We start from the raw sequence: 17,828 nt of genomic DNA, 5'->3' as shown, positions 1-17,828 counted from the left end.
CGCCACGACGGCTAGAGCTCCCAGCGCGATCGACAGTCTCACCAACCGTCGTTGGCGGGGTGGTGTCTGCCGGTCCGGCGAGAGTCTGCTCGGGTCCCAACTGTCCAGGCGTTCAACCACGGCGTATCCACCCCTCGGCGCGACGTGAAGCGGCCTCGACCGCCGCCGAGCTCGTTACCTTGAGTTCTCCCACGGGAGAACAGTAGGCGTGACGCGGCTCTCACCACGAGGAGCTACCGACTCGCGACCGAGAGTGTCCTGTAAGGGGATCGATCCGCGGGACGCTTTCAGCGGACTGCTCGGAGGGGCTACTGCTCGTCTTTCCGGGCTGCTCGGCCGACGAAGTGCACGGACCGTCGAGCGTCGACGAGTTCGCGCTTCTCGAAGTGGCGAACGACGAAGGCTCCTGCGACGAACGAGTAGCCGATGCCCTCCGCGATTCGTGTGAGGACCGGGATGGTGCTGATGATCTGTTCGACGGTGGGTGATCCGTTGGCTTGGTAGGGGGCGATCCAGAACGGCACGATCGTGCCGAAGACGATGCCCAGGAGAATCCCGGCGACACCGATCCAGAACATGGAAGTGGACGAAAGTGCTCTGAGCATGGGATCCCCGGAATGTTCGGTGGGCGAGTCGAGAGGCGCCGCTGTCGGACGCGCCGTCCTCGCTCACGGCTGATCGGTCTGGTTACAGGCGCAGGTTGAGCGCGGCGAGGACGGTGACGAGGCCGGCCGCGACGACGACGACCGTCAGTGCAACGCGCCCCGCCGTACGGCGGAGAAGGCCGGTCATCGTGGCGGCGTCCGCCACGCGAGTCGCGATCACGAGGTCAGGAACGCCGGCCGGCGGTTGCGGTGGCGTCGTGGAGTCGTCTTCGCTGGCCGGGACGCTCACGGTCTGCTGAGCCGGCTCGATCCGATCGGGCAGCTTCTTGAAGCGGCCATCATTCGATTCGCCCACAGCGACCTCCCCAGCGGTCGCCGCATCGCGACCCTCCTTCGTGACTGTAGCCGTGCAACTCCATTGCGTCAGCGTGAGCGCGTAGCGGCCTAGAGCTGGAGACTGCTGCGGCGCACGTCTCCTCTCCACTCCTCGAGCGTCCACTGATCGGGTCCCGTAGAGGAACCTGCTGCTTCCCGAGCGCGCTGCTCGCTGCCATAGATTCCAACGACGTCGGTGGCGTCTGCCCAGAGGGCTGTCCTGAGGAGGAGGTAGTGCTCACCGTCACTGCTGTTCTTCACGCCTCGGATCCTCGTCGGTTCCGACGTCGTTCGGTCACCGTGGCGCGAGGTATCACAGTGCTGGCGCGCGTCCCGTATCGGGATCGACCACCGGACGCCTTGCGCCTCCGGCGCGAGGCGGAGGATGACCGGCTGATCGTTGACGTTTTGCACTGCGGCTAGTGCGCCGCGGCGGTCCAGTTCGTACGCTCAGCACATGACTGTTCGAGGGTACGCGCGGAGTCGACGTCGGCAGCTCCTGTTGTGGGTTCTGGCTTCGCTGGTGGTGTTTGCGCTGGTGACTCTTGTTGTCGCCTTCGTGGCAACCCAGCTCAATGCTTCTGCTTTCGCCAGACGCCCGGAGATCGAGAACTGGGCTGACCCGAGCAGGGGAACATTCACGCTCGGGCTGGGGTGGGGCTTGGTCGCCGCCGCAGTCACCGTCGCGGTCGGCGTCACCGTCGATCGTCTGCGGATGCGCAGCGCTAGGTAGAACGACGTCCCGTAAGGGGGTCGTCAACCGGTCGCACGCGAGTTGCGTGCGCCGCCGCGGCGTGGCGCGGGCGGGGCCGTCTCGTTAGACCTGTCCGGTGGTGATTCCGCTGAGGGGGCGTGAAACGGGGCAGGGAAGGCCGAGCGCCAGGCCGGCTTGTCTATCCCGGGTTGGGTGGTTGCGGGGCTGTGTCGTTGAGGCGGCGATAGTAGGCGACGTCGAGCGCGCTGAGGTGGGTGAGGAGGCGTCCGGCGCGGTCGTGCATGGTCATGGAGCCGTCGTGGAGGCTCGCGATGGCGCCGACGCGGTGCAGCATCAGCACTGTGTCGAGGCGTTCGGCGTAGTGCAGTTCCAGGAAATACACCAGCGGCGGATTGCCGGCCCGGCCTGGGGTGAAAAGGGCGGTGGGCTGGTGTCGGGTGACGCCGGTGTCGCGGTTGAGCTCGCGGAAGATGTACCGCTCGCGCAGCCACGGCCCACCGAGGATCATCGCGACGAGGACGACGACCCCGGTGATGACGAAGGGGTTGAGAAGAACGGCGAGGTCGTTGCCGGTCATCATCCGAGCATGTCCCGGGGGCGGTCGCGGTCCTCGGCTGCTTCGGTGTCCGCGGCCAGCTGCGCGACTCGCGCTTCGATGTAGACGGTGCGCATCGTGGCGTCATGGTCGAGTTGCAGGACTTGCAGGAGGCGGTGCAGTTGTACGGTGCCGGCCGAGGTTTTGCCGGTCAGGATGCGTCGGACGGTGCGCGGTCGGAGCCGTGCGAACACGGCTACCTTCTGTGCGCTCCAGCCCTGCGCCTGCACGGCTGTGGTCAGTACCGTGCCGAGCGCGGTGTCAAAGTGCTGGGGCGCCAACCCGATGAAGTCCACTCAGCCAGGCTAGCCATGCGATTCGTACGCGAACGTGGGTTCAGAGGACGGGTGGTGGCGACCCGTCCGGTGGGGAGCCAGGTGGCGGGGCGTCTAACGAAGCAGTTGGAGCCGCTCGTCAGGTTCGGTCGTTCGTCGTTTCGTCGTCGCCTGTTCGGTCTGGCGAGTTGGGGGTGCGGAGGGGCCAGGCGGGCCACCAGCCGTTGTCGAGTTGGCGCAGGGTCGTGGTGGCGTGTTCGAGGTCGTCGGTGGTGAGGTCTCTGTCGGGGGCGCCACTGCTGCCGGTGTAGCCGCTGCCGTCAACGGCGTGGAGCTGGGTGTGCAGCCACCGGCGACTTCCGAGGGGGTACGTCTCGCGGAAGCCGCCCGCGGCGATGGAAAGGACGGCTTCTTCGAGGCGGTCGGCGGCGGTTTCTGCTGATTCGTCGCAGGCATCGCAGGAGCAGTTCGGCAGGGTGGCGCGGAAGAAGACGCCTGCTTCCACTTGGACTGATTCGTCGGTTGCAGTGACGGTGATCGGGGTTCCGGCGCGAGGCTGCAACCGGATCTGCTGTGTCCCGTCGTGGTCGAGGTGGCGGACGTCGACGGAGTACCAGCGGTGGAGGTAGTCGGCCAGGGCGTCGACGTCATGGCGTAGGGGTGCGAAGCGTTCTGGGTGGGAGACGCGGGAGTACGCGTCGTCAGGTGGGTGGTGGTCGGGCCAGCGCTGCCCGTATTCGATGACGTGGCCGTTGTCGTCGCGGAACTCGATGGGAGGGAAGGCGGCGCGTTGGAACGGAACCGGTGGAACCGTGAACGGCGGTGGAGTGACATCGTGAGCGAGCGCGGTGATTTCGCGGTCGTCGAGGTCTTCTTGATCCCAGGTGGACAGCATCTCGAGGAACGGTTCCCGCTGCTCGGGACGCTGCACCATGGTTCGCACGAGGGCGGCGACCGGAATGGAGCGGACGTTCGTCCCGATTTCCGGCTCGTTGGTGACTCGCCAGGTCGCCGCGGGATGCACCACCGCGATCACGTTCCCGACGAACCGGGCTGCGGCGTCGGCAATCTCTGGCGTCGTCAAGGCGGTCGGATGCTTGGCCAGGAAGAGCCACACTCCCGACACGTCACCAGCAAGGCTCTCTGGGTCCACGCCATGGCGTTGCAGGAACTGAACGAAGAGATCGAAGCCGTCGACAAACCGCACAGGAGTCGGAAGCTCTGTTGCGGGCCGGAACGTCGCAATCGCGGACGAACCCAATTCCGGCATCGACCCGATCTCGCCAGGGAACATCTGTGTTGTCATCAGCTTCCTCCCGCGCCATGAACGACTCCGACAGTGCTCACCATGTCAGCGCCCCGTCACTCTTCAGACGCTTGTAGCGCCGATGTCGAGGCGCGAAGGTAGGCGTACACCGTCTCCCGGCTGATGCCATATTTCTTTGCCAACGTCGTCTTCGGCACGCCGGCACCAGCCCGCTCGCGCAGCTCCGCGACCTGCGCGAGGGTAAGCGAGCGGGCGCGGCCTCGGTAGACGCCGCGCTGCTTGGCCAAAGCGATGCCCTCGCGTTGACGCTCCCGAATGAGTTCGCGTTCGAACTCTGCGAACGCGCCCATCATGTTCAGCAGCAGGTTCGCCATCGCGCTGTCCTCACCAGTGAAGGTGAGCTGTTCCTTGACGAACTCGACCCGGACCTTCTTGTCCGTCAGTCGGCGCACGAGCCGGCGGAGGTCTTCTAGGTTCCTTGCGAGCCGGTCCATCGAGTGCACGAGCACCGTGTCTCCGTCGCGGACGAACCCGATCATCTCTTCGAGCTGCGGACGGTTCACGTCCTTGCCGGAGGCCTTGTCCTCGAACACCCGATCCAGCGTCAGGCCGTCGAGCTGGCGCACCGTGCTCTGATCCAACGTGCTCACCCGCACGTACCCGACCCTCTGACCCGACATGCCGCCTCCGACCCCTACTTGTCCAGTTGAAGTCTAAGAGCCGCAGGGGCAAGTGTCAGACAAGGTCCGACACGGCCCTATTCGGACGCGCTTCGGCCATGGTGCCTGACGTCCGGTTGGGGTGTACCTCAGCTAGACGGAGCCCCCGTCACCCTCCGGTGCGGTCGCTCGCAGTGCGTGGCGGGCGCTGCTTCGCGCCTGGGTGGGAGGTGGGCGCTACGTGGCCGCTTCCTCCATTTCGGTGATGGGAGCCGTATGAGTGGCAGCGTGGAGGGTGTTCAAGGGAAGCAAGAAGAGACGAAGGAGTACATCATGCGCACCAGCACGAGCAACGAATTCGACACCAGCTCGGCCAACCGTCAGAACCACCCGGGACACGGCTTCCGCCGGTCCCGCATCGCTGCGGGCCTGCTCGCAGCATCACTCACCGTCGCAGTCCCGATCGTGGGCGCCGCGCCGGCCTTCGCGGACACCACAACTCAGACAACCACCGCCGTCGCTGACTCCGGCCGCGCCACTGGCGTTACCGAGGGAGCGAACAGCGGCGCTGCCGGTCAGTGCACATGGGGTGCGAAGGAAAAGTTCTTCGAGGCGACCGGGCTGCGTCCCGCCATCTACGGCAACGCCCTCGACTGGGACACCAGCGCCGCCGCGAACGGCTGGACTACCGTCCTGGATGCTCAGGCTCGCAGCATCGTCGTCTTCGAGCCCGGCGTGCAGGGGGCGGACCCCACCTACGGTCACGTCGCCTGGGTCGATTCCGTCGAGCAGCGCGCTGACGGCCTCTACATCAACATCACCGAGATGAACGGTGCCGCCGGACCTGGCGTCTACAACACGCGAACTGTGCAGGACGTCGTGGGCATGTCCTACATCCTGGCTCCGTAGGGTCACCGCAAGAGGCGCTCCGCGTCCGCGAGTGTGAAGGCGGGTGACCCATGGGCCGCCCGCCTTCACCCTGTCCGCGTACCTTCGGCCTCCCGATCGGTAGGCGTCGCTTGCACCGTAGAACGATGCGACGACTCGAACTCGGAGCGGATGGCAGGCGGCCTCAATCACTCACTGACGTCGCGATCGCTGTCCTTCGCGCTCTCCTAGGACGGTTCCTGGACTTTGGGACGGTTGATCGTGTCACCGTTCCACGACAGGTCGGAGTCCTCATCGACGGGGAAGGCCTCGAATCGGCCGTCAGTGAGGATCGCGCTTACGAGCGTGTGCGAGCCGGCGACGATGGTGGAGTCCCAGTCGATCTCGGTGGCGAGCACCCAGGCGTGATCTTCAGGCCAGAGTAGTTGCGGCGCTTCCTCGCCGCGGAGGCCAATCTCGGGACCCCATCCGGGTTCGGCAAGCTCCGCCATGCTCGTGGCGGCCAGTATGTAGTCGTATCGGTCAATGCTGACCGGCCTGCCGAGGAGGTTCTGGCCGGTCCCACCGACCCAGTACGCCGCGAGCGCATCGCCGGGCGTAGTGGTCGCCGAACTGAGGATGGGTGCGAGGGCGGCGAGTACTTGCGGATCGAGTCGTCCGACGTCACTTGTGCCGCCGCGCGGCTCGTCCCTGCCTAGGAGCCGTTCCCACTGGACGAGCGGGTGCATGACCTTGCCGGCAGTAGCAGCAACGTCCGCCCACCGCTGGCGTTCCCAAATGTCATCGCCGTCAGGTCGAGGGTGAAGGACACGGGCGTACGCCTCGAACCCGTATCCGGCGACCGAGCCGACTCGTGCCCAGCTTCGCTCTCGCTGCATGCGCAGCCCAAGCCATTCGGCCCGCTCGACATCATCTGTGATCTCCATGGCCATGACCCTGGCAGGCCGGCACGGCCACGCCAAGACGAGTCGTGGTCGACCTGACGCCGATCGGACGCCACGCCATCGAGCTGATGAACCGAGCTTGGCATCGTGGCGCGGCTGAGGGCGCGCCGTTCGGGTCGGCGCACCCCCGCCGGCGGGCTTGGCGCTCTCGCGTCACAAGCCAAAGATCGGCGGTCCAGGTCCCCGCTCAATCCATGCGGAATCATACACATCGGTTCCTGAGTGATCTGCCGAGCATCAGCCAAACGGGGGAGGGCGATGGGGATAGTGCGTGATGGTTGGTCGTTCAGGTCTGGTATCTCTGGTGAGCCGGGGTCGGGAGGACCTGTCGGCGGAGGGGAAGCGGTGGGGGCGTACGACGAGGCGGAGGATCTTCCTTCACCGCCGCGGCACCATCGTGGCGTCACCGTGGTCCTACTCGTTCTGCTGACGTCGGTGCTGGCCGGCGTCGTCGCTGTCTTCATGTTTGCGGTCGGGTCGCTCGATGACTCGACGTCGGGAGCGGTGCCGCCGTCGGGGAGTGGCCAGGAGCTGGTGTACGAGCTCGTGCCCGTGTTGAACGATGATCCGGCGATCGCGAAGCTTCTTCCCGCGAACACCGAGTCAGACAGTGCAGGCTTGCGCGATGCGTGCGGGGCGCTCGCGGACCGCGATTCGGAGTTCACGATCATCGACGGCGCGACACCTGCCACGTTTCGGGTCGCCCTGGACGCGGCCGCAGACGCGCCGGAGCCGCAGACTTGCTGGATTGGGTTCCGCTGGGTCAAGGACGAAGGCTGGCGCGCTTCCGCGATCCGTCACTGACCACAGCTGAGCGTGGACCACCGTCGGCGTCACGGCTTGTAGGGGGACCAGTCCTGTGAGGGAAGTTCGCGCAGCTCCTCGTTCACCCAGACGCGCCAGCACGTGTCGGTGCGCTCCTGAAAAGCGCCGCTGATGGTCTCGTGCGACCAGCCGTCACGCGATTGGATCCAGCGGACGAGCCAGACCATTTGACCGGCCAACGGCTCAGTGTTGCGCGACATGTGCTCATCATCCTGGACGTCTGCCCGCGCAACGTGTGCTCGTCAGTAGTGGAGCTGTGTGCTCCATCCGTCTCGGCCGCGACCGGTCCACTGGGTGTAGTACAGGCCGCGCTTGTTCAAGAACGGCCCCACGTAATCCAGGCCCGCCGGCCGGTCAGAGCTGGCGCGAACGAAGAAGTTCTCGGGGCCGAAAAGCGGAAGCCCGGTCTCGGCCAACGTGGTGCCGGTCCCGTCGAGAATCGTGAGGCGCCACTGGTCCTCGACGTACTCGACTGTCGCCATCTCGGCGGAGCTGAAGTCGATCATGCGCGGAGCATAACCACCGCACGTTACGCCTGGTGTCGTTTCGCTCGGGTGCGGCTTCTTCCCCTGGGAAGCGGCCCGACCCGGCATCCCCCGACGCGGGGCCGGGCCGCTACTCCCGGCTCAGGGGCCGAGCCGCATCCGAGCCGGGAGCACTGGGGCCGGAGCGAACGGCACTCCGTACATGCCCGACCATAGGTGCCGACTGTGCCCACGGGAGGAGGGTTGACGGCCCTGAGCAGCAGCCGGCGAGTGGTGCTCTCGGCCGCGCTGTGTGACGCGGCCGAGAGCAGAGCGACACCGACGACCCCTCGTCGGTCTGCCGCGCGCGGCGTCGAGGTCCCCACTTCTCAACCGCACCGCCACTTTAGACACGAAGTGCCGAGACGGTGAGCGTGAGCGGAGCGAGTCGAGCAACTCCTGTCAGCGCCGCTCGGCATCCTGACGGCTGGCCGCGCTTCGCTTGCGCAGCTCGCTGACTACCGACTTTGAGGCTGCCAGAAGGGCGCGCTCGTCTTGCGCGTCGGCATCGACTGGGACGACGACGAACGCGCTGTTGGCGTTCACCGTCATCCGTACTTCCATGACCTGCCCATCCACGCGCAGCGCGGGAATAGCGATCGACTCGGAGTGTCCGCCGGCGGCGATCGAACCGACGAAGGCGAGGAGGGCCGTGCACACGTCGTCGGTGGACGTGAACGTCGCGGAAGCTCTCATCCGTCGTCATCACCTACGCGATGTAGCGCTCCGGTGAGCGTCCGGCAGGGGCCGCTGATCGGAACTCTTCCCGAGGGGAGCATTCTCTGAGGCCATCCATCCGATAAGCGGCGCGATGCCGGAGGCGGGTGGCCGTCAGGAGTGCCCCGGAGGGGTATCCCGGAGGGACGCGCAGCGCTCTTGACGGTCGGCCGGCGCAGGCAAGAGTGAAGCGTCGGATGGACGGCCGGACCGCAGCCTGCGCGCACGTCGCGGGAAGGCAGAAGCCCCCGCGAGCGTGACTGCTCGAGCGGGGGCTTGCTACTCGACGAGGGCGGTCGTCGTGCGCGATCGACCTACTCGTTCGGCCACGACGCCAGAGCGTCATGGGGGACGATTGTCGGCACTCCGTCGACGGTCTGGATCGTCGTGCCGGGCTCTCCGAGTCCGGCGGCGTGCGCGATCGCCGCGAGGACCAGTCGCGTGTGTTCGAGGTCGAGCCCGGCGACGTCCTCGCGGAGGTCGACAGGGACACCCTGACCGAGCGACGACGCGATCCGCGCGACGCGCTGTTCGCCTCCGCTGAGCGCTCCGATTTCGTAGCCGAGGCGGTCGAAGTCGATTGCGCTCGTGTGCCAGGCGTTGTCGGTCTTCACCCACGGTGCTCCGGCGTACACGAGGCCCGATCGGATCAGCAGTTCGACGGCGGCCGTGAGCGGGTTGGCCCCCTCCGCCCAGGCGCGGACCTGGCCGTGGAGCGCGGCGGAGTCGTTGTCGGTCATGCAGCGTTCTCGATGGACGCGGAGCTGTCGCTCTCGGTCGAATCGGCGGGAATTCCCTCCGCCGACGTTGTGCGTCGCGCGCGGGTGACGCGAGCGCGAGTCTGCTCGGGTCGCGGCACTCCTGCTGCGCGGAGTTCCTTCTCCGACCATCCGGCGGCGAGGGCGTCCGCCCACGCCTTGCTGTGTCGGTTCTGCGCGTCGCTGAGGGTGGCGCGTGCGGTGTCGGTGTCGTTGGCTGCGGAGACGATCGTGCGGACCGCCTCGACGCGCTTCTCGACGCTCTGTTCGAGCAGTCGGCGGGCGGCGTCGGCGGCGTCGTCAGGGTTCCTCGTGTGGTCGCTCATGCGGAAAGGCTAGCCGCCGCCGCCGCCGTCATGCGGAAGGCGCGGACTCAAGCGTCTCGGGTTCGGCTTCGCCAGCCGAGACGCTCGGGTGTCCTTCGGACCCGAGTTACACCCAAGTCGCGCTCGGTGCGAAGATGGTTTGTGGAGCAAGCTATAGGTTTACCCGTGGTAAACCGCTTGCGCCCCTTCCGCTGCGCGGCCGGGTCGGCGCATACTGGTCGTATGGTCCCCGCCTGGGGGCGGGTTCGCTGCGCTGGGCCGGAAGGACGGTGAGGGTCGTGTCGGAGTCGTCACGAGAGGGTCGGTTGTTCGGCCGGCGCCGCCGCGCGAACGTGCCGGGTGTCGCTGCGCGGTCGAAGCGGTACGAGGTGTCGGTCACGCCCGAGGAGGACGCGCACCTGCGCGCCCGTGCCGAGGTGCTGGAAGTGACGGTGCCGCGGCTGCTGTTCGAGTCCGCGATGAACGCCCAGGTGCGCACGGACACGGAGTGGCGGTTGGTGGTTGCTGAGCTGTTCCGGGCGTCGAAGCTGTTGCAGAAGACGTCGGACAACATGAACCAGCTCGCGCGGTTCGCGAACAGCACGGGCCAGTTCCCGGCCGAGGCTGTTGAGGCTGCGGAGGAGTACCGGCGGGTGCGACGCCTGATCGAGGCGACGGCAGACCGGCTCGGTGGACGGTGAGAACGAACATCACGCGCGGCACGCGCATGCGTGGACTGATGGGCTACCTCGTTGGTCCCGGCAAGACGAACGAGCACGAGGAGCAGCACCTGATCGCGGGGGATTCCGCGATCATGGCTGAGTACGGGCATGAGGTTCTGGATGGCGCTGCGGCTGCGGCGATCGCTGCGGATCTGGACCGACCGCGGGAGCTGTTCGGCGTCGAGGTGACGCGCAACAAGGTGCGCACCGACGAGAACGGCGAGGCGGTTCGGGACTCGGCCGGCGCGATCGTGAAGGATCGCGTGGCGGCTGATGTGTGGCATTGCTCGCTGTCGCTGGCGGCCGAGGAGGGCCAGCTCACAGACGAGCAGTGGGGCCGAATCTCGACCGACTTCGTGCAGCGGATGGGCTTCGCGGGCGAGGACATCGGCAAGGCCGATTGCCGCTGGGTCGCGGTGCGTCACGGGCTGTCGAAGAACGGCAACGACCACGTACACATCGCCGTGTCGCTGGTGCGCGAGGACGGCACGAAAGCGTCGGTGCACAAGGACTACGAGCGGTCGCAGACGATCAGCCGTGAGCTGGAGCGCGAGTACGGGTTGCAGGTCTACCAGGCGCCGGAGCGCGAGTTCCCGGAGCGCGGTGTGCGGCCGGGAGCGCGTGAGTCCGCTGCACGTCGCGGGCACGTCGAGCCGGACATGCAGCGCCTCGAGCGCGCCGTACGCGCGGCCTCGTCCGCGTCCCAGGATGAGAGCGAGTTCGTTCGTCGTCTGCGTCAGGGCGGGGTGCTGGTGCGCCCTCGATTCGCGACGGGTCGTGACGATGTGATCGCCGGCTATTCGGTGGCGCTGCGGCCGACGAACGGCGAGAAGGCGATCTGGCACGGCGGCGGCCGGCTCGCTCGCGACCTGACCTTGCCGGAGCTGCGGAAGGGCTGGCCGGACCAGCCGGAGTCCGCGTCGGATGCGGCATCCGAATGGCGCGCGACAGCCAAGAATCCCTGGCAGTACACGCCGGTCAACCCTGGCCGGGAGACGGCGGAGCCGGCCCCCGAGCTGTTCGAGGCGTACGCCGCGGACATGGACCGGCTGCACGACTACATCAGGTCCGTGGACCCCTCCGACAGGGCCACGTGGGCGCACGTTGCGCGCGAGACGGCCGGCGCCTACGCGGCGTGGTCCCGGCGCATGGAGCCCACCCCGGGACCGCTCGCGGACGCTGCGCGATCGCTCGCCCGCTCGGCGCACCTGCGGGCGCACGAGACGCGCCCGCGGCCCGCGATGATGCCCTCGACGGCGGCGTACTCCGCATTGATCATGGCCGCGGCGGGGAATAAGAAGAATGCAGCCGCGGAGCTGCTGCTGCTGAACCAGTTCGCGCGCTTGACGCACGCGGTCGCGTCGGCTCATAAGGCAGCCGGTGATGCGCGACGGATGCGCGAGCTGTCGCAGACGTTGCGGGGTCAGTTGTCCGCTGTTCGCGACGGCTACCAGGTCGTCGTGAAGGCCGAGAAGGTCGCGGAGAACGAGCGGGCCTGGCAGGCGCTCCCGGAGGAGCTCAAAGACGTTCGCCGGCTGTCCCAGACCAACTTCGGGTCGGGCAGTCCCGTACCCACGAAGCTCACCAAGGCTGACCGGGAGCGCGAGGAAGCGATGCTCGCGGACCGCGCCCGACAGTCTCGGCAGGGACCTGACCAGGACCGCGGCGACCGTGGCCGATAGACGATTCACCAAGGCAAGGGGAGGAAGTCATGAGTGACGACGACGAGGTAGGCCAGGAGGTCGGTCAGAACGTCCGGATCGCGTTGACCATCGCGATGCAGATGGGCGAGAAGTTCGCCCGGCTGCGCGAGGAGCTGGCTCGCGACGCGCAGGCACGCTCCGCCGCGCAGGCGCGCGAGCTGTCGGCCCGTTTCGACGCCGAGCGCGGCGCTGCACGCGCGACGTTGCAGGTCGTGGACCGGCCCGACTGGTGGGAGAAGGCGAGCATCCAAGACATCTCGAAGGTCGCGGAGACGGCGCAGGCGTGGAAGAACCACGACCCGATCGCGGAGCGCGCGTCGGCCGTCGTTCAGCGCGAAGTGTTCGAGCGCTACGGCGTCGACACCGCCGTGCTGCGCGACGCCGCAGGTCAGGCGAAGTCGGAGCTGGACCGGGCGAAGGAATGGGCCACCAACTCCGCGCCGGAGCACTACCACCGCCACGACGACGACCGCCTCACCATGGACATACGCGGCCGCGCAGAGCCGGACGTGAACGCGGAGCGCGCTCTGATCACCGACTACCGCGCGGCGCTCGCGGGCGACGCCGGCACCCTCGAACTCTCCGCGGCCGAGGAATGGAAGCGCGACACCGACCCGGCCGGGTTCCAGGACTACCGCGTGCAGACGTCGATCGACTGGAACGACGGAGAGTTCCGCACCGCGGACCCCGCGGCCGTCGCTGCTGCACGAGCCGCGCTGGTCGAGGAGTGGAAGGACACGGTAGCTCCCGAGCGTGCTCGAGCGGGAGCGGAGGTTACGGAGGCACAACTACTGATCGCGGAAGCCGACCGCCTCGACCGCGCGAACGACGCCCGCAACCAGGAGGCCGCTCGAGAAACCCCCGGCGCGTCCGACGTCGACAACGGGCGCGCGGAGATGGCTGCACAGCTCGAAGCGCGCGCGAGCGACTACGACCGCGACGCGGCCGCCGGCGGCACCGCCAACGCGACTCCCGACGAGCTGCGCGAACTGGCCTCCGACGCGCGCGCTCAGGCACAGCTCTTCCGCGACGACGCCCCCGCAGAACGCCAGGAGGCCGCACAGGGCACCGGAGGCCCGTCCACGGAGTCGGCGCCGCCCGCGACAGATCCGCGCGCGTCAGCGTCGCGTGAGGCCGGAGAGATCGCTTACGACAGTGCCGAGCGTCGACAGTCGACCATTCAGGCGATGGAAGCCAAGGGAGTCCCCCCGCACGTCATCGAGGCGCGGATGAGCGCCGACAGCGCGCACGCCACCCCGCCCAGCGCCGCGGTGACGTCGAAGGCTCCGATGAGCACCGTCCCTCAGACGCGGCGCGGTCGTGGCCAGGGGCAGGGCGCCGATCGCGCGGACCTGAGCCGCTAGCCGGAGCGTCGACAACGAAGAAGGGGAGCACCGGACGGTGCTCCCCTTCTTACGTCCTCAGAGCGCCTCTCAGGCGTTTTCTCTGGATGGGCGCTGCGTGTACAGCGGCGGTTGTAGATCGGACGGGAAAGTGCCTTCTACCGGTGCCGTGTAAGGCAGCGGTTCACCGAGCCGGTTCTCGTCCGTCGAGTCCGCGAACGGCCCGTCCGCAGAGAGCAGGACGCTCATGTGCGGATCGCAGTGGTTGATCCACCACGCACTCATCCCGGCCTTCGGGTCGGCGCGTGCGGCCTCCCACGCCCGCCACAGCGCCTCGATGCGCTGCTGCGCTTCCTTGGACTCCCACCAGGCCGCTTTCCACCGCAGACCGCCACCGGAGCCCTGCGCCATGACTCGGCGCCGGTAGGTGCCGATGAGCTGCTTGCGCACGAACTCATCCGCCGACCCGAAATGCGTTGTCGGCTCCTCGCTCTCCGGGGCACTCGTCGCCACATCGTCCGCTGACGTGGGCGCGGCCTCGTCGTCCACGCCCCCATAGAAGTCCTCGCTCATGAGCCCGTCACCGGCGTGAAGCCGTGTCCCTGCTCCGGGGCCGGCGGCGGCGTCGGTGTCGGCGCTGCGCCCGGTCGGTGGTTCGCGATGGAGGCGTTGATCGCGGCCACGAGCGGCTTGGGACCGTCGAACCACGGCACCGTGCGCAGGATCGCGGCACGCGAGCCCGAGGACATCAGGATCGCCCGCCCGATCTTGCGCCCCTTCTTGGGCGTGGGGAGGTTCGCGAGCTCCGCGACGTCGAGGATCAGTTCGCGCTTCAACGCGCTGGTGGTCGAGCGCACGCCCTTGTTCATGCTCGCGGAGGTCGTCTCGCGATCGTAGGTGCCGATCAGCTCCGACACCATCCGCAGAAACCCCGTCTCCGAGATTCCGCCGGCGTAGATCTTCGCGTTCGCGGCCGACCACAGCTTGTCCATGCCCTCCCGCCCGAACACGCTCACGCCCTGCGACCAGGACTGGAACACCGACATGATCGGGATCCCCCGGGAGCCGTAGTGGCTGTAGAGGTCGGGCAGGTCGCGCCAGCGGCAGACGTTCGCCGCCTCATCGAGGACGCCGAGCATCGGGGTCTGCATCCGGCCGCCGGGCGACACCGCTGCCAGCTCCTCCGCGGCCTCGACGGTCGCGGCGGTGAGTGCGAGGACGAGGGGGCCGGCGCTGCCGGCACCCTCCTTGGACAGGCTGTAGAGCGTCCCGGTGGAGCGGACGAAGGCGCCCGGATCGAACTCCGGCCGGGTGTCTTTCTCGCCGGTGCGGTTCACCCACTGGCGGGTCCCGGAGTCCTTCAAGCAGGACGCCATGCGCCGGGCAGTGGAGTACACCGATCCGCGCTCCCGGTGCTCCAACCGCGTCGCGCCCTGCAAGCTCTTGGCCATCAACGGGAAATCGCTCGAGGCCAGAATGTCTCCGGCCGTCTCGTCGCCGGGTTTCGTCGTCCACTCGTAGACGTCCGTGATCGGTCGGCCATCGAGGGCCGCGGCGAGCAGGAAGCCTGCCAGCAGCTCGCGACCGGACGGCTCGAAGTGCGCATCCGAGCGCGCTCCGACCTCGCTGGATCCGGACGCGAAGTGCTGCGCGAGCTTCGCGGCCTTGGTGTCGTCGGTGACGTAGGAGAGCGGGTTCCACCACCACGACGGCGGCTCGACCGCGACGCGCTGCGGGTCGAACACCCACACCTGCCCCCGTGCTGCGCGGAGGTCGCGGGTCGCGTCGAGCACGTCGCGCTTGTTCGAGGTCGTGACCACGGACCCGGGAGCGTTGACAATCGCGGGGATGACGAACGACGTCGACTTGCCTACGCGGGGGCCGGCGAGCAGCAGCACCATGTCCTCGAACGAGGCGTAGATAGGTCGACCGTCGCTGAGGAGGTCACCCAGAGGGACGCCGAACGAGTCGGTCACGCCCAGTCGGGCCGACTTCTCCTTCGCCTCCTTGCCGCGCATGTGGCTCATTTCCGCGGAGGTGGCGGTGTGGCGGGCGGTCCAGTCGATCGGGGTCCGGTTCTTCTTCCCGCCGTTCTTCGCGATCAGGAACAGGGTGCCGAAGAAGACGACCACGGCGCCGATCCCGGCGACGATGAGGGTCGCGGTGCCCGGCCAGACGAGTCGGCCGCGGAACACGTCGACCACGACGGAGAAGAAGTTCGACGGGTCGGTGTCCATGTCGGGATTCACACCGTCGACCTGGGACCCGACGCGGACCGCGATGTAGATGGCCAGGGCGATGATCAGGACACCGCCGGCCGCGAACGCGACCCCGAAGCCGTTACTGGCCTTCCCGGGCTCTTTCCGGCGGTTGTTCGTGAGGCTCATGGTGCAACTCCTTCGGTCGGTGCTGGGCTGGTGAGAGTGGTCTGGGCGGGGATCGCGTGCTGCACCTGCGCGGTGAACGCGAGGGTGGCGGCCGTGGCCACGAGGACCGCGACAGCCAGGAGCCCGGCGACCGCGCCGACCTGGCCGAGCGGACCCCGCAGCAGCGCACCCCCGGCGCGGGCGGCGATCACGACATCGCCCGCTCGAGCAACGGAACAGATGCCGGCAGGAACCTGCGCGGCTCGCATCGCTCATAGATCGGCCCGTCGTAGGGGGCCGTCGTGTCGTCGCTGGTCGCCTGCCGGCTGGTGCCCCAGGTGAGGACGGCCTGGCCGTTGTCGACGTACTCGACCGGCAGGTCCGTCATGTGGTCGGTGTGCGGGAGCGTCGTCGTCATCGAGCAGCCCCAGAGGTAGCCGTCGTAGACGACCGTCGACGTGCAGCTCATGCGATCACCCGGTCCCACTGGTCCCAGGCGACGAAGCCCGCCATGAGGGCGACCCCGGTCCAGCAGCCCGTGAGCAGAAACCGGTCGCGCTCCGCCGCCCCCTGACGGCGGGCGGCGATCACGCTGACGATCGCGGCGCCGGCCGCGCCGAGCGCGACGCAGCTCGCGCCGAGGGCGACGAGGACGCTCACGGCAGAATCTCCACCATGACCGGATCGGTCGCCAGGGGCTCGTTCGCGCGGCCTGCGCGGCTCGTGGTGTGCCAGAGCTTGTTGGTGTCGTTGACGTCCTTCTCCGCTGCGGTCAGGTGGACGCGGACGGGGATGCCGGGACGGCCGCCCACCTTGATCAGGAACAGGCCACGGCCGGGCGGGTCCGCTTCCTTCCCGGAGACGCCATCCCAGGCCGGCGGGTCCTGCCAGCTCGTGAGCATCTCCTGCTCCTTCGCGGACAGCGGCACCGCCGACGTGAGCAGAGGCATCTCCGCACCGGGAAGGCCGCCGCAGATGACCATGCCGGAGCGCTCCACAAAGCCGCGGGCCTTCATCCGGTCCTCTTCGCTGGAAAGCGCGAGGAGGTCGGACATGGTGTGGCTGATCATCGCCAGGCCGACACCGCGGGCACGGTTGAGGCGGGTGAGCGCGTCGACGCGATCGACCATGCCCTTGCCCGCGCGCAGAGCCCGCCACAGCTCGTCCAGGATCACGAAGTAGTGCCGGCGGGGCTCGATCCCCGCATCGGCCAGCGCCGCGGCGACGTTGACCGTCCCGAACCCCGCGGACCAGCACGCGAGGAGGATCGCCGCCTGGAGGTCGCCTTCGGAGTCATCGATCGAGGACACGTCGTAGACCACCGGCCGATCCCGCCGCATCGGGGTCGTCGTCTGGCGGGAGAAGATCTCGCCCAGCCGGCCACCGGAGGTGAGGCCGATGAGCGACGCTTCGAGGTTCTCGGTGATTTCCTTGTACCGCTTGAGGTCGTTGCGGTCGAGCGCGACCTGTCGAATCTCGTCCGGCGCGGCCTGGATCACGGCGAGCAGGTCCGCGAGGACGGGGATGCCCTCGTGGTGCTCGTCCAGGTACTTCAACGCCCGGTCGATGATCGTCTCCTCCCGGTCCGTGGGCGGCTGAGAGCGGAGGATCGTCAGGAGCGCTGCGATCATCGTGTGCCGGCGGCCGTGAGCGTCCGCGAGGACCTGAGCGGCGAGGCGCTGCGCTTTCACCGCACGCAGGTGCAGCTCCTTGGAGTCGCCGCCGCGGGCGTCGAGCTCCGCGGCTTGCTCCAGCGCCTGGTCGGCGTCGTCTCGGAGGCGCTTTGCCGCGCTGGTCGCCTCGCCGGGGTCGAGGATGTTGAGGTAGCCGCGGTCGCGGCCGAGGGTGATGACCTGTCCTTCCATCGCGCGGATGAGGTCCACGTAGTCGGGCTTCAGATCCCCGAGGACCAGCGGGATGGTGCCGTACCCGGCGAGCCCGGTCGCCATGCGGCGGGTCAGCGAGGACTTCCCGAGACCCGGCTTGCCGAGGACGAACATCGACGGGTTGGAGATGAGCTGCGCCCGCTGGAACCAGCTAATCGGGTCGCACAACACGGAGGCCCCGGTGGTGAGGTTCTTGCCCAGCGGTACGCCGATCATGGGCGTGCCGGTGCCGACCGAGAATGGGTACAGGCCGCACACCTGCACAGTCGTCGCGCGGAATTCATCGGCGGGCTGGATCGAGACGACCTGTCCGCCGCCGCGGCCGAGCCATCCCGTCGACGTCGGCCGCATCGGTC

At 68.2% G+C, this 17,828-nt stretch carries 25 protein-coding genes; 6 read left to right on the top strand and 19 right to left on the bottom strand.

Annotation, left to right across the window (positions count from 1 at the left end; translation table 11 throughout):
• Positions 1-308: 308 nt before the first annotated feature.
• The 3 genes from C5C35_RS14765 to C5C35_RS16785 all read right to left on the bottom strand — a co-directional run bounded on the left by C5C35_RS14765 (position 309) and on the right by C5C35_RS16785 (position 1,241).
• A complete protein-coding gene (locus C5C35_RS14765) occupies positions 309-578 on the bottom strand; it encodes a hypothetical protein (RefSeq protein WP_104224259.1) in 270 nt (89 codons plus the stop codon).
• A 109-nt stretch (positions 579-687) separates the two neighbouring features.
• Complete coding sequence (locus C5C35_RS14760) at positions 688-960, bottom strand: hypothetical protein (RefSeq protein ID WP_104227086.1); 273 nt, start codon at positions 958-960, stop codon at positions 688-690.
• Between the two features lie 89 nt (positions 961-1,049).
• A complete protein-coding gene (locus C5C35_RS16785) occupies positions 1,050-1,241 on the bottom strand; it encodes a hypothetical protein (RefSeq protein ID WP_146076965.1) in 192 nt (63 codons plus the stop codon).
• 196 nt (positions 1,242-1,437) lie between these two features.
• On the opposite strand from C5C35_RS16785, the gene C5C35_RS14755 reads away from it, so the two are divergent.
• Positions 1,438-1,713 (top strand): hypothetical protein, encoded by a 276-nt coding sequence (locus C5C35_RS14755; RefSeq protein WP_146076966.1) that lies wholly within the window; start codon positions 1,438-1,440, stop codon positions 1,711-1,713.
• Between the two features lie 160 nt (positions 1,714-1,873).
• On the opposite strand, the gene C5C35_RS14750 is transcribed toward C5C35_RS14755, so the two are convergent.
• The 4 genes from C5C35_RS14750 to C5C35_RS14735 all read right to left on the bottom strand — a co-directional run bounded on the left by C5C35_RS14750 (position 1,874) and on the right by C5C35_RS14735 (position 4,512).
• Positions 1,874-2,272, bottom strand: a complete 399-nt coding sequence (locus C5C35_RS14750; RefSeq protein ID WP_104227088.1) for a hypothetical protein — start codon at positions 2,270-2,272, stop codon at positions 1,874-1,876.
• Positions 2,272-2,586: a helix-turn-helix domain-containing protein gene (locus C5C35_RS14745; protein WP_104227089.1), complete on the bottom strand. Its 315-nt coding sequence runs from the start codon at positions 2,584-2,586 to the stop codon at positions 2,272-2,274. The genes C5C35_RS14750 and C5C35_RS14745 overlap by 1 nt, the downstream gene beginning before the upstream one ends.
• A 118-nt stretch (positions 2,587-2,704) precedes the next feature.
• Positions 2,705-3,871, bottom strand: a complete 1,167-nt coding sequence (locus C5C35_RS14740) for a DUF6226 family protein (RefSeq protein ID WP_104227090.1) — start codon at positions 3,869-3,871, stop codon at positions 2,705-2,707.
• Between the two features lie 56 nt (positions 3,872-3,927).
• Positions 3,928-4,512: a recombinase family protein gene (locus C5C35_RS14735; protein WP_104227091.1), complete on the bottom strand. Its 585-nt coding sequence runs from the start codon at positions 4,510-4,512 to the stop codon at positions 3,928-3,930.
• Between the two features lie 312 nt (positions 4,513-4,824).
• On the opposite strand from C5C35_RS14735, the gene C5C35_RS14730 reads away from it, so the two are divergent.
• A complete protein-coding gene (locus C5C35_RS14730; protein WP_219812207.1) occupies positions 4,825-5,400 on the top strand; it encodes a CHAP domain-containing protein in 576 nt (191 codons plus the stop codon).
• 206 nt (positions 5,401-5,606) lie between these two features.
• Here C5C35_RS14730 and C5C35_RS14725 read toward each other — a convergent pair whose 3' ends face one another.
• Positions 5,607-6,305, bottom strand: coding sequence for a hypothetical protein (locus tag C5C35_RS14725; protein ID WP_146078502.1), 699 nt, complete (start codon positions 6,303-6,305; stop codon positions 5,607-5,609).
• A 363-nt stretch (positions 6,306-6,668) separates the two neighbouring features.
• Here C5C35_RS14725 and C5C35_RS14720 point away from each other — a divergent pair, with 363 nt between their 5' ends.
• Positions 6,669-7,127 (top strand): hypothetical protein, encoded by a 459-nt coding sequence (locus tag C5C35_RS14720; protein ID WP_104227094.1) that lies wholly within the window; start codon positions 6,669-6,671, stop codon positions 7,125-7,127.
• A gap of 29 nt (positions 7,128-7,156) precedes the next feature.
• Here C5C35_RS14720 and C5C35_RS14715 read toward each other — a convergent pair whose 3' ends face one another.
• The 5 genes from C5C35_RS14715 to C5C35_RS14695 all read right to left on the bottom strand — a co-directional run bounded on the left by C5C35_RS14715 (position 7,157) and on the right by C5C35_RS14695 (position 9,473).
• Positions 7,157-7,348: a hypothetical protein gene (locus C5C35_RS14715; protein WP_104227095.1), complete on the bottom strand. Its 192-nt coding sequence runs from the start codon at positions 7,346-7,348 to the stop codon at positions 7,157-7,159.
• Positions 7,349-7,390: 42 nt separating this feature from the next.
• The gene (locus C5C35_RS14710) at positions 7,391-7,654 is read right to left on the bottom strand and encodes a hypothetical protein (RefSeq protein WP_104227096.1); all 264 of its coding nucleotides are present in this window, start codon (positions 7,652-7,654) and stop codon (positions 7,391-7,393) included.
• A 420-nt stretch (positions 7,655-8,074) separates the two neighbouring features.
• The gene (locus C5C35_RS14705) at positions 8,075-8,368 is read right to left on the bottom strand and encodes a hypothetical protein (RefSeq protein ID WP_104227097.1); all 294 of its coding nucleotides are present in this window, start codon (positions 8,366-8,368) and stop codon (positions 8,075-8,077) included.
• A gap of 335 nt (positions 8,369-8,703) precedes the next feature.
• Positions 8,704-9,129 carry a hypothetical protein gene (locus C5C35_RS14700; protein WP_104263457.1) on the bottom strand — a complete coding sequence of 142 codons (426 nt, stop codon included), beginning with the start codon at positions 9,127-9,129 and terminating at the stop codon, positions 8,704-8,706.
• Positions 9,126-9,473, bottom strand: coding sequence for a hypothetical protein (locus C5C35_RS14695; RefSeq protein WP_104263456.1), 348 nt, complete (start codon positions 9,471-9,473; stop codon positions 9,126-9,128). Before C5C35_RS14695 ends, C5C35_RS14700 begins: the two co-directional genes overlap by 4 nt.
• 368 nt (positions 9,474-9,841) lie before the next feature.
• Here C5C35_RS14695 and C5C35_RS14690 point away from each other — a divergent pair, with 368 nt between their 5' ends.
• From C5C35_RS14690 to C5C35_RS14680, 3 genes are read left to right on the top strand one after another with little or no spacing between them, the layout of a single operon-like run.
• A complete protein-coding gene (locus tag C5C35_RS14690) occupies positions 9,842-10,153 on the top strand; it encodes a plasmid mobilization relaxosome protein MobC (protein ID WP_236553717.1) in 312 nt (103 codons plus the stop codon).
• Positions 10,150-11,856 carry a relaxase/mobilization nuclease domain-containing protein gene (locus C5C35_RS14685; RefSeq protein WP_104263455.1) on the top strand — a complete coding sequence of 569 codons (1,707 nt, stop codon included), beginning with the start codon at positions 10,150-10,152 and terminating at the stop codon, positions 11,854-11,856. Before C5C35_RS14690 ends, C5C35_RS14685 begins: the two co-directional genes overlap by 4 nt.
• 29 nt (positions 11,857-11,885) lie before the next feature.
• The gene (locus tag C5C35_RS14680) at positions 11,886-13,241 is read left to right on the top strand and encodes a hypothetical protein (protein ID WP_104263454.1); all 1,356 of its coding nucleotides are present in this window, start codon (positions 11,886-11,888) and stop codon (positions 13,239-13,241) included.
• 69 nt (positions 13,242-13,310) lie between these two features.
• Here the strand turns inward: C5C35_RS14680 and C5C35_RS14675 are convergent, their stop codons facing one another.
• Genes C5C35_RS14675 through C5C35_RS14650 form a run of 6 tightly spaced genes read right to left on the bottom strand, consistent with a single transcriptional unit; the run spans position 13,311 to position 17,823 of the window.
• Entirely contained in the window at positions 13,311-13,769 is a 459-nt protein-coding gene (locus C5C35_RS14675) for a DUF4913 domain-containing protein (protein WP_219814049.1), read from the bottom strand.
• A gap of 20 nt (positions 13,770-13,789) precedes the next feature.
• A complete protein-coding gene (locus tag C5C35_RS14670; protein ID WP_104263452.1) occupies positions 13,790-15,607 on the bottom strand; it encodes a type IV secretory system conjugative DNA transfer family protein in 1,818 nt (605 codons plus the stop codon).
• Positions 15,604-15,798, bottom strand: a complete 195-nt coding sequence (locus C5C35_RS14665; RefSeq protein WP_104263451.1) for a hypothetical protein — start codon at positions 15,796-15,798, stop codon at positions 15,604-15,606. The genes C5C35_RS14670 and C5C35_RS14665 overlap by 4 nt, the downstream gene beginning before the upstream one ends.
• Entirely contained in the window at positions 15,795-16,055 is a 261-nt protein-coding gene (locus tag C5C35_RS14660; RefSeq protein ID WP_104263450.1) for a hypothetical protein, read from the bottom strand. Before C5C35_RS14660 ends, C5C35_RS14665 begins: the two co-directional genes overlap by 4 nt.
• Positions 16,052-16,246 (bottom strand): hypothetical protein, encoded by a 195-nt coding sequence (locus C5C35_RS14655; protein ID WP_104263449.1) that lies wholly within the window; start codon positions 16,244-16,246, stop codon positions 16,052-16,054. The genes C5C35_RS14660 and C5C35_RS14655 overlap by 4 nt, the downstream gene beginning before the upstream one ends.
• Positions 16,243-17,823: an ATP/GTP-binding protein gene (locus C5C35_RS14650; RefSeq protein WP_219812664.1), complete on the bottom strand. Its 1,581-nt coding sequence runs from the start codon at positions 17,821-17,823 to the stop codon at positions 16,243-16,245. The genes C5C35_RS14655 and C5C35_RS14650 overlap by 4 nt, the downstream gene beginning before the upstream one ends.
• Between the last annotated feature and the right edge of the window lie 5 nt (positions 17,824-17,828).

Source organism: Rathayibacter sp. AY1F8, assembly GCF_002932165.1.
Lineage (GTDB): Bacteria > Actinomycetota > Actinomycetes > Actinomycetales > Microbacteriaceae > Rathayibacter.
This window is presented reverse-complemented; position numbering and strand designations above follow the sequence as displayed.

Excerpts from the sequence above, each read along its gene's own strand:
- C5C35_RS14765 (WP_104224259.1), bottom strand. The coding sequence starts at position 578 with ATGTTCTGGATCGGTGTCGCCGGGATTCTCCTGGGCATCGTCTTCGGC.
- C5C35_RS14755 (WP_146076966.1), top strand. The coding sequence starts at position 1,438 with ATGACTGTTCGAGGGTACGCGCGGAGTCGACGTCGGCAGCTCCTGTTG.
- C5C35_RS14750 (WP_104227088.1), bottom strand. The coding sequence starts at position 2,272 with ATGACCGGCAACGACCTCGCCGTTCTTCTCAACCCCTTCGTCATCACC.
- C5C35_RS14740 (WP_104227090.1), bottom strand. The coding sequence starts at position 3,871 with ATGACAACACAGATGTTCCCTGGCGAGATCGGGTCGATGCCGGAATTG.
- C5C35_RS14735 (WP_104227091.1), bottom strand. The coding sequence starts at position 4,512 with ATGTCGGGTCAGAGGGTCGGGTACGTGCGGGTGAGCACGTTGGATCAG.
- C5C35_RS14730 (WP_219812207.1), top strand. The coding sequence starts at position 4,825 with ATGCGCACCAGCACGAGCAACGAATTCGACACCAGCTCGGCCAACCGT.
- C5C35_RS14725 (WP_146078502.1), bottom strand. The coding sequence starts at position 6,305 with ATGGAGATCACAGATGATGTCGAGCGGGCCGAATGGCTTGGGCTGCGC.
- C5C35_RS14715 (WP_104227095.1), bottom strand. The coding sequence starts at position 7,348 with ATGTCGCGCAACACTGAGCCGTTGGCCGGTCAAATGGTCTGGCTCGTC.
- C5C35_RS14710 (WP_104227096.1), bottom strand. The coding sequence starts at position 7,654 with ATGATCGACTTCAGCTCCGCCGAGATGGCGACAGTCGAGTACGTCGAG.
- C5C35_RS14705 (WP_104227097.1), bottom strand. The coding sequence starts at position 8,368 with ATGAGAGCTTCCGCGACGTTCACGTCCACCGACGACGTGTGCACGGCC.
- C5C35_RS14700 (WP_104263457.1), bottom strand. The coding sequence starts at position 9,129 with ATGACCGACAACGACTCCGCCGCGCTCCACGGCCAGGTCCGCGCCTGG.
- C5C35_RS14695 (WP_104263456.1), bottom strand. The coding sequence starts at position 9,473 with ATGAGCGACCACACGAGGAACCCTGACGACGCCGCCGACGCCGCCCGC.
- C5C35_RS14680 (WP_104263454.1), top strand. The coding sequence starts at position 11,886 with ATGAGTGACGACGACGAGGTAGGCCAGGAGGTCGGTCAGAACGTCCGG.
- C5C35_RS14670 (WP_104263452.1), bottom strand. The coding sequence starts at position 15,607 with ATGAGCCTCACGAACAACCGCCGGAAAGAGCCCGGGAAGGCCAGTAAC.
- C5C35_RS14660 (WP_104263450.1), bottom strand. The coding sequence starts at position 16,055 with ATGAGCTGCACGTCGACGGTCGTCTACGACGGCTACCTCTGGGGCTGC.
- C5C35_RS14650 (WP_219812664.1), bottom strand. The coding sequence starts at position 17,823 with ATGCGGCCGACGTCGACGGGATGGCTCGGCCGCGGCGGCGGACAGGTC.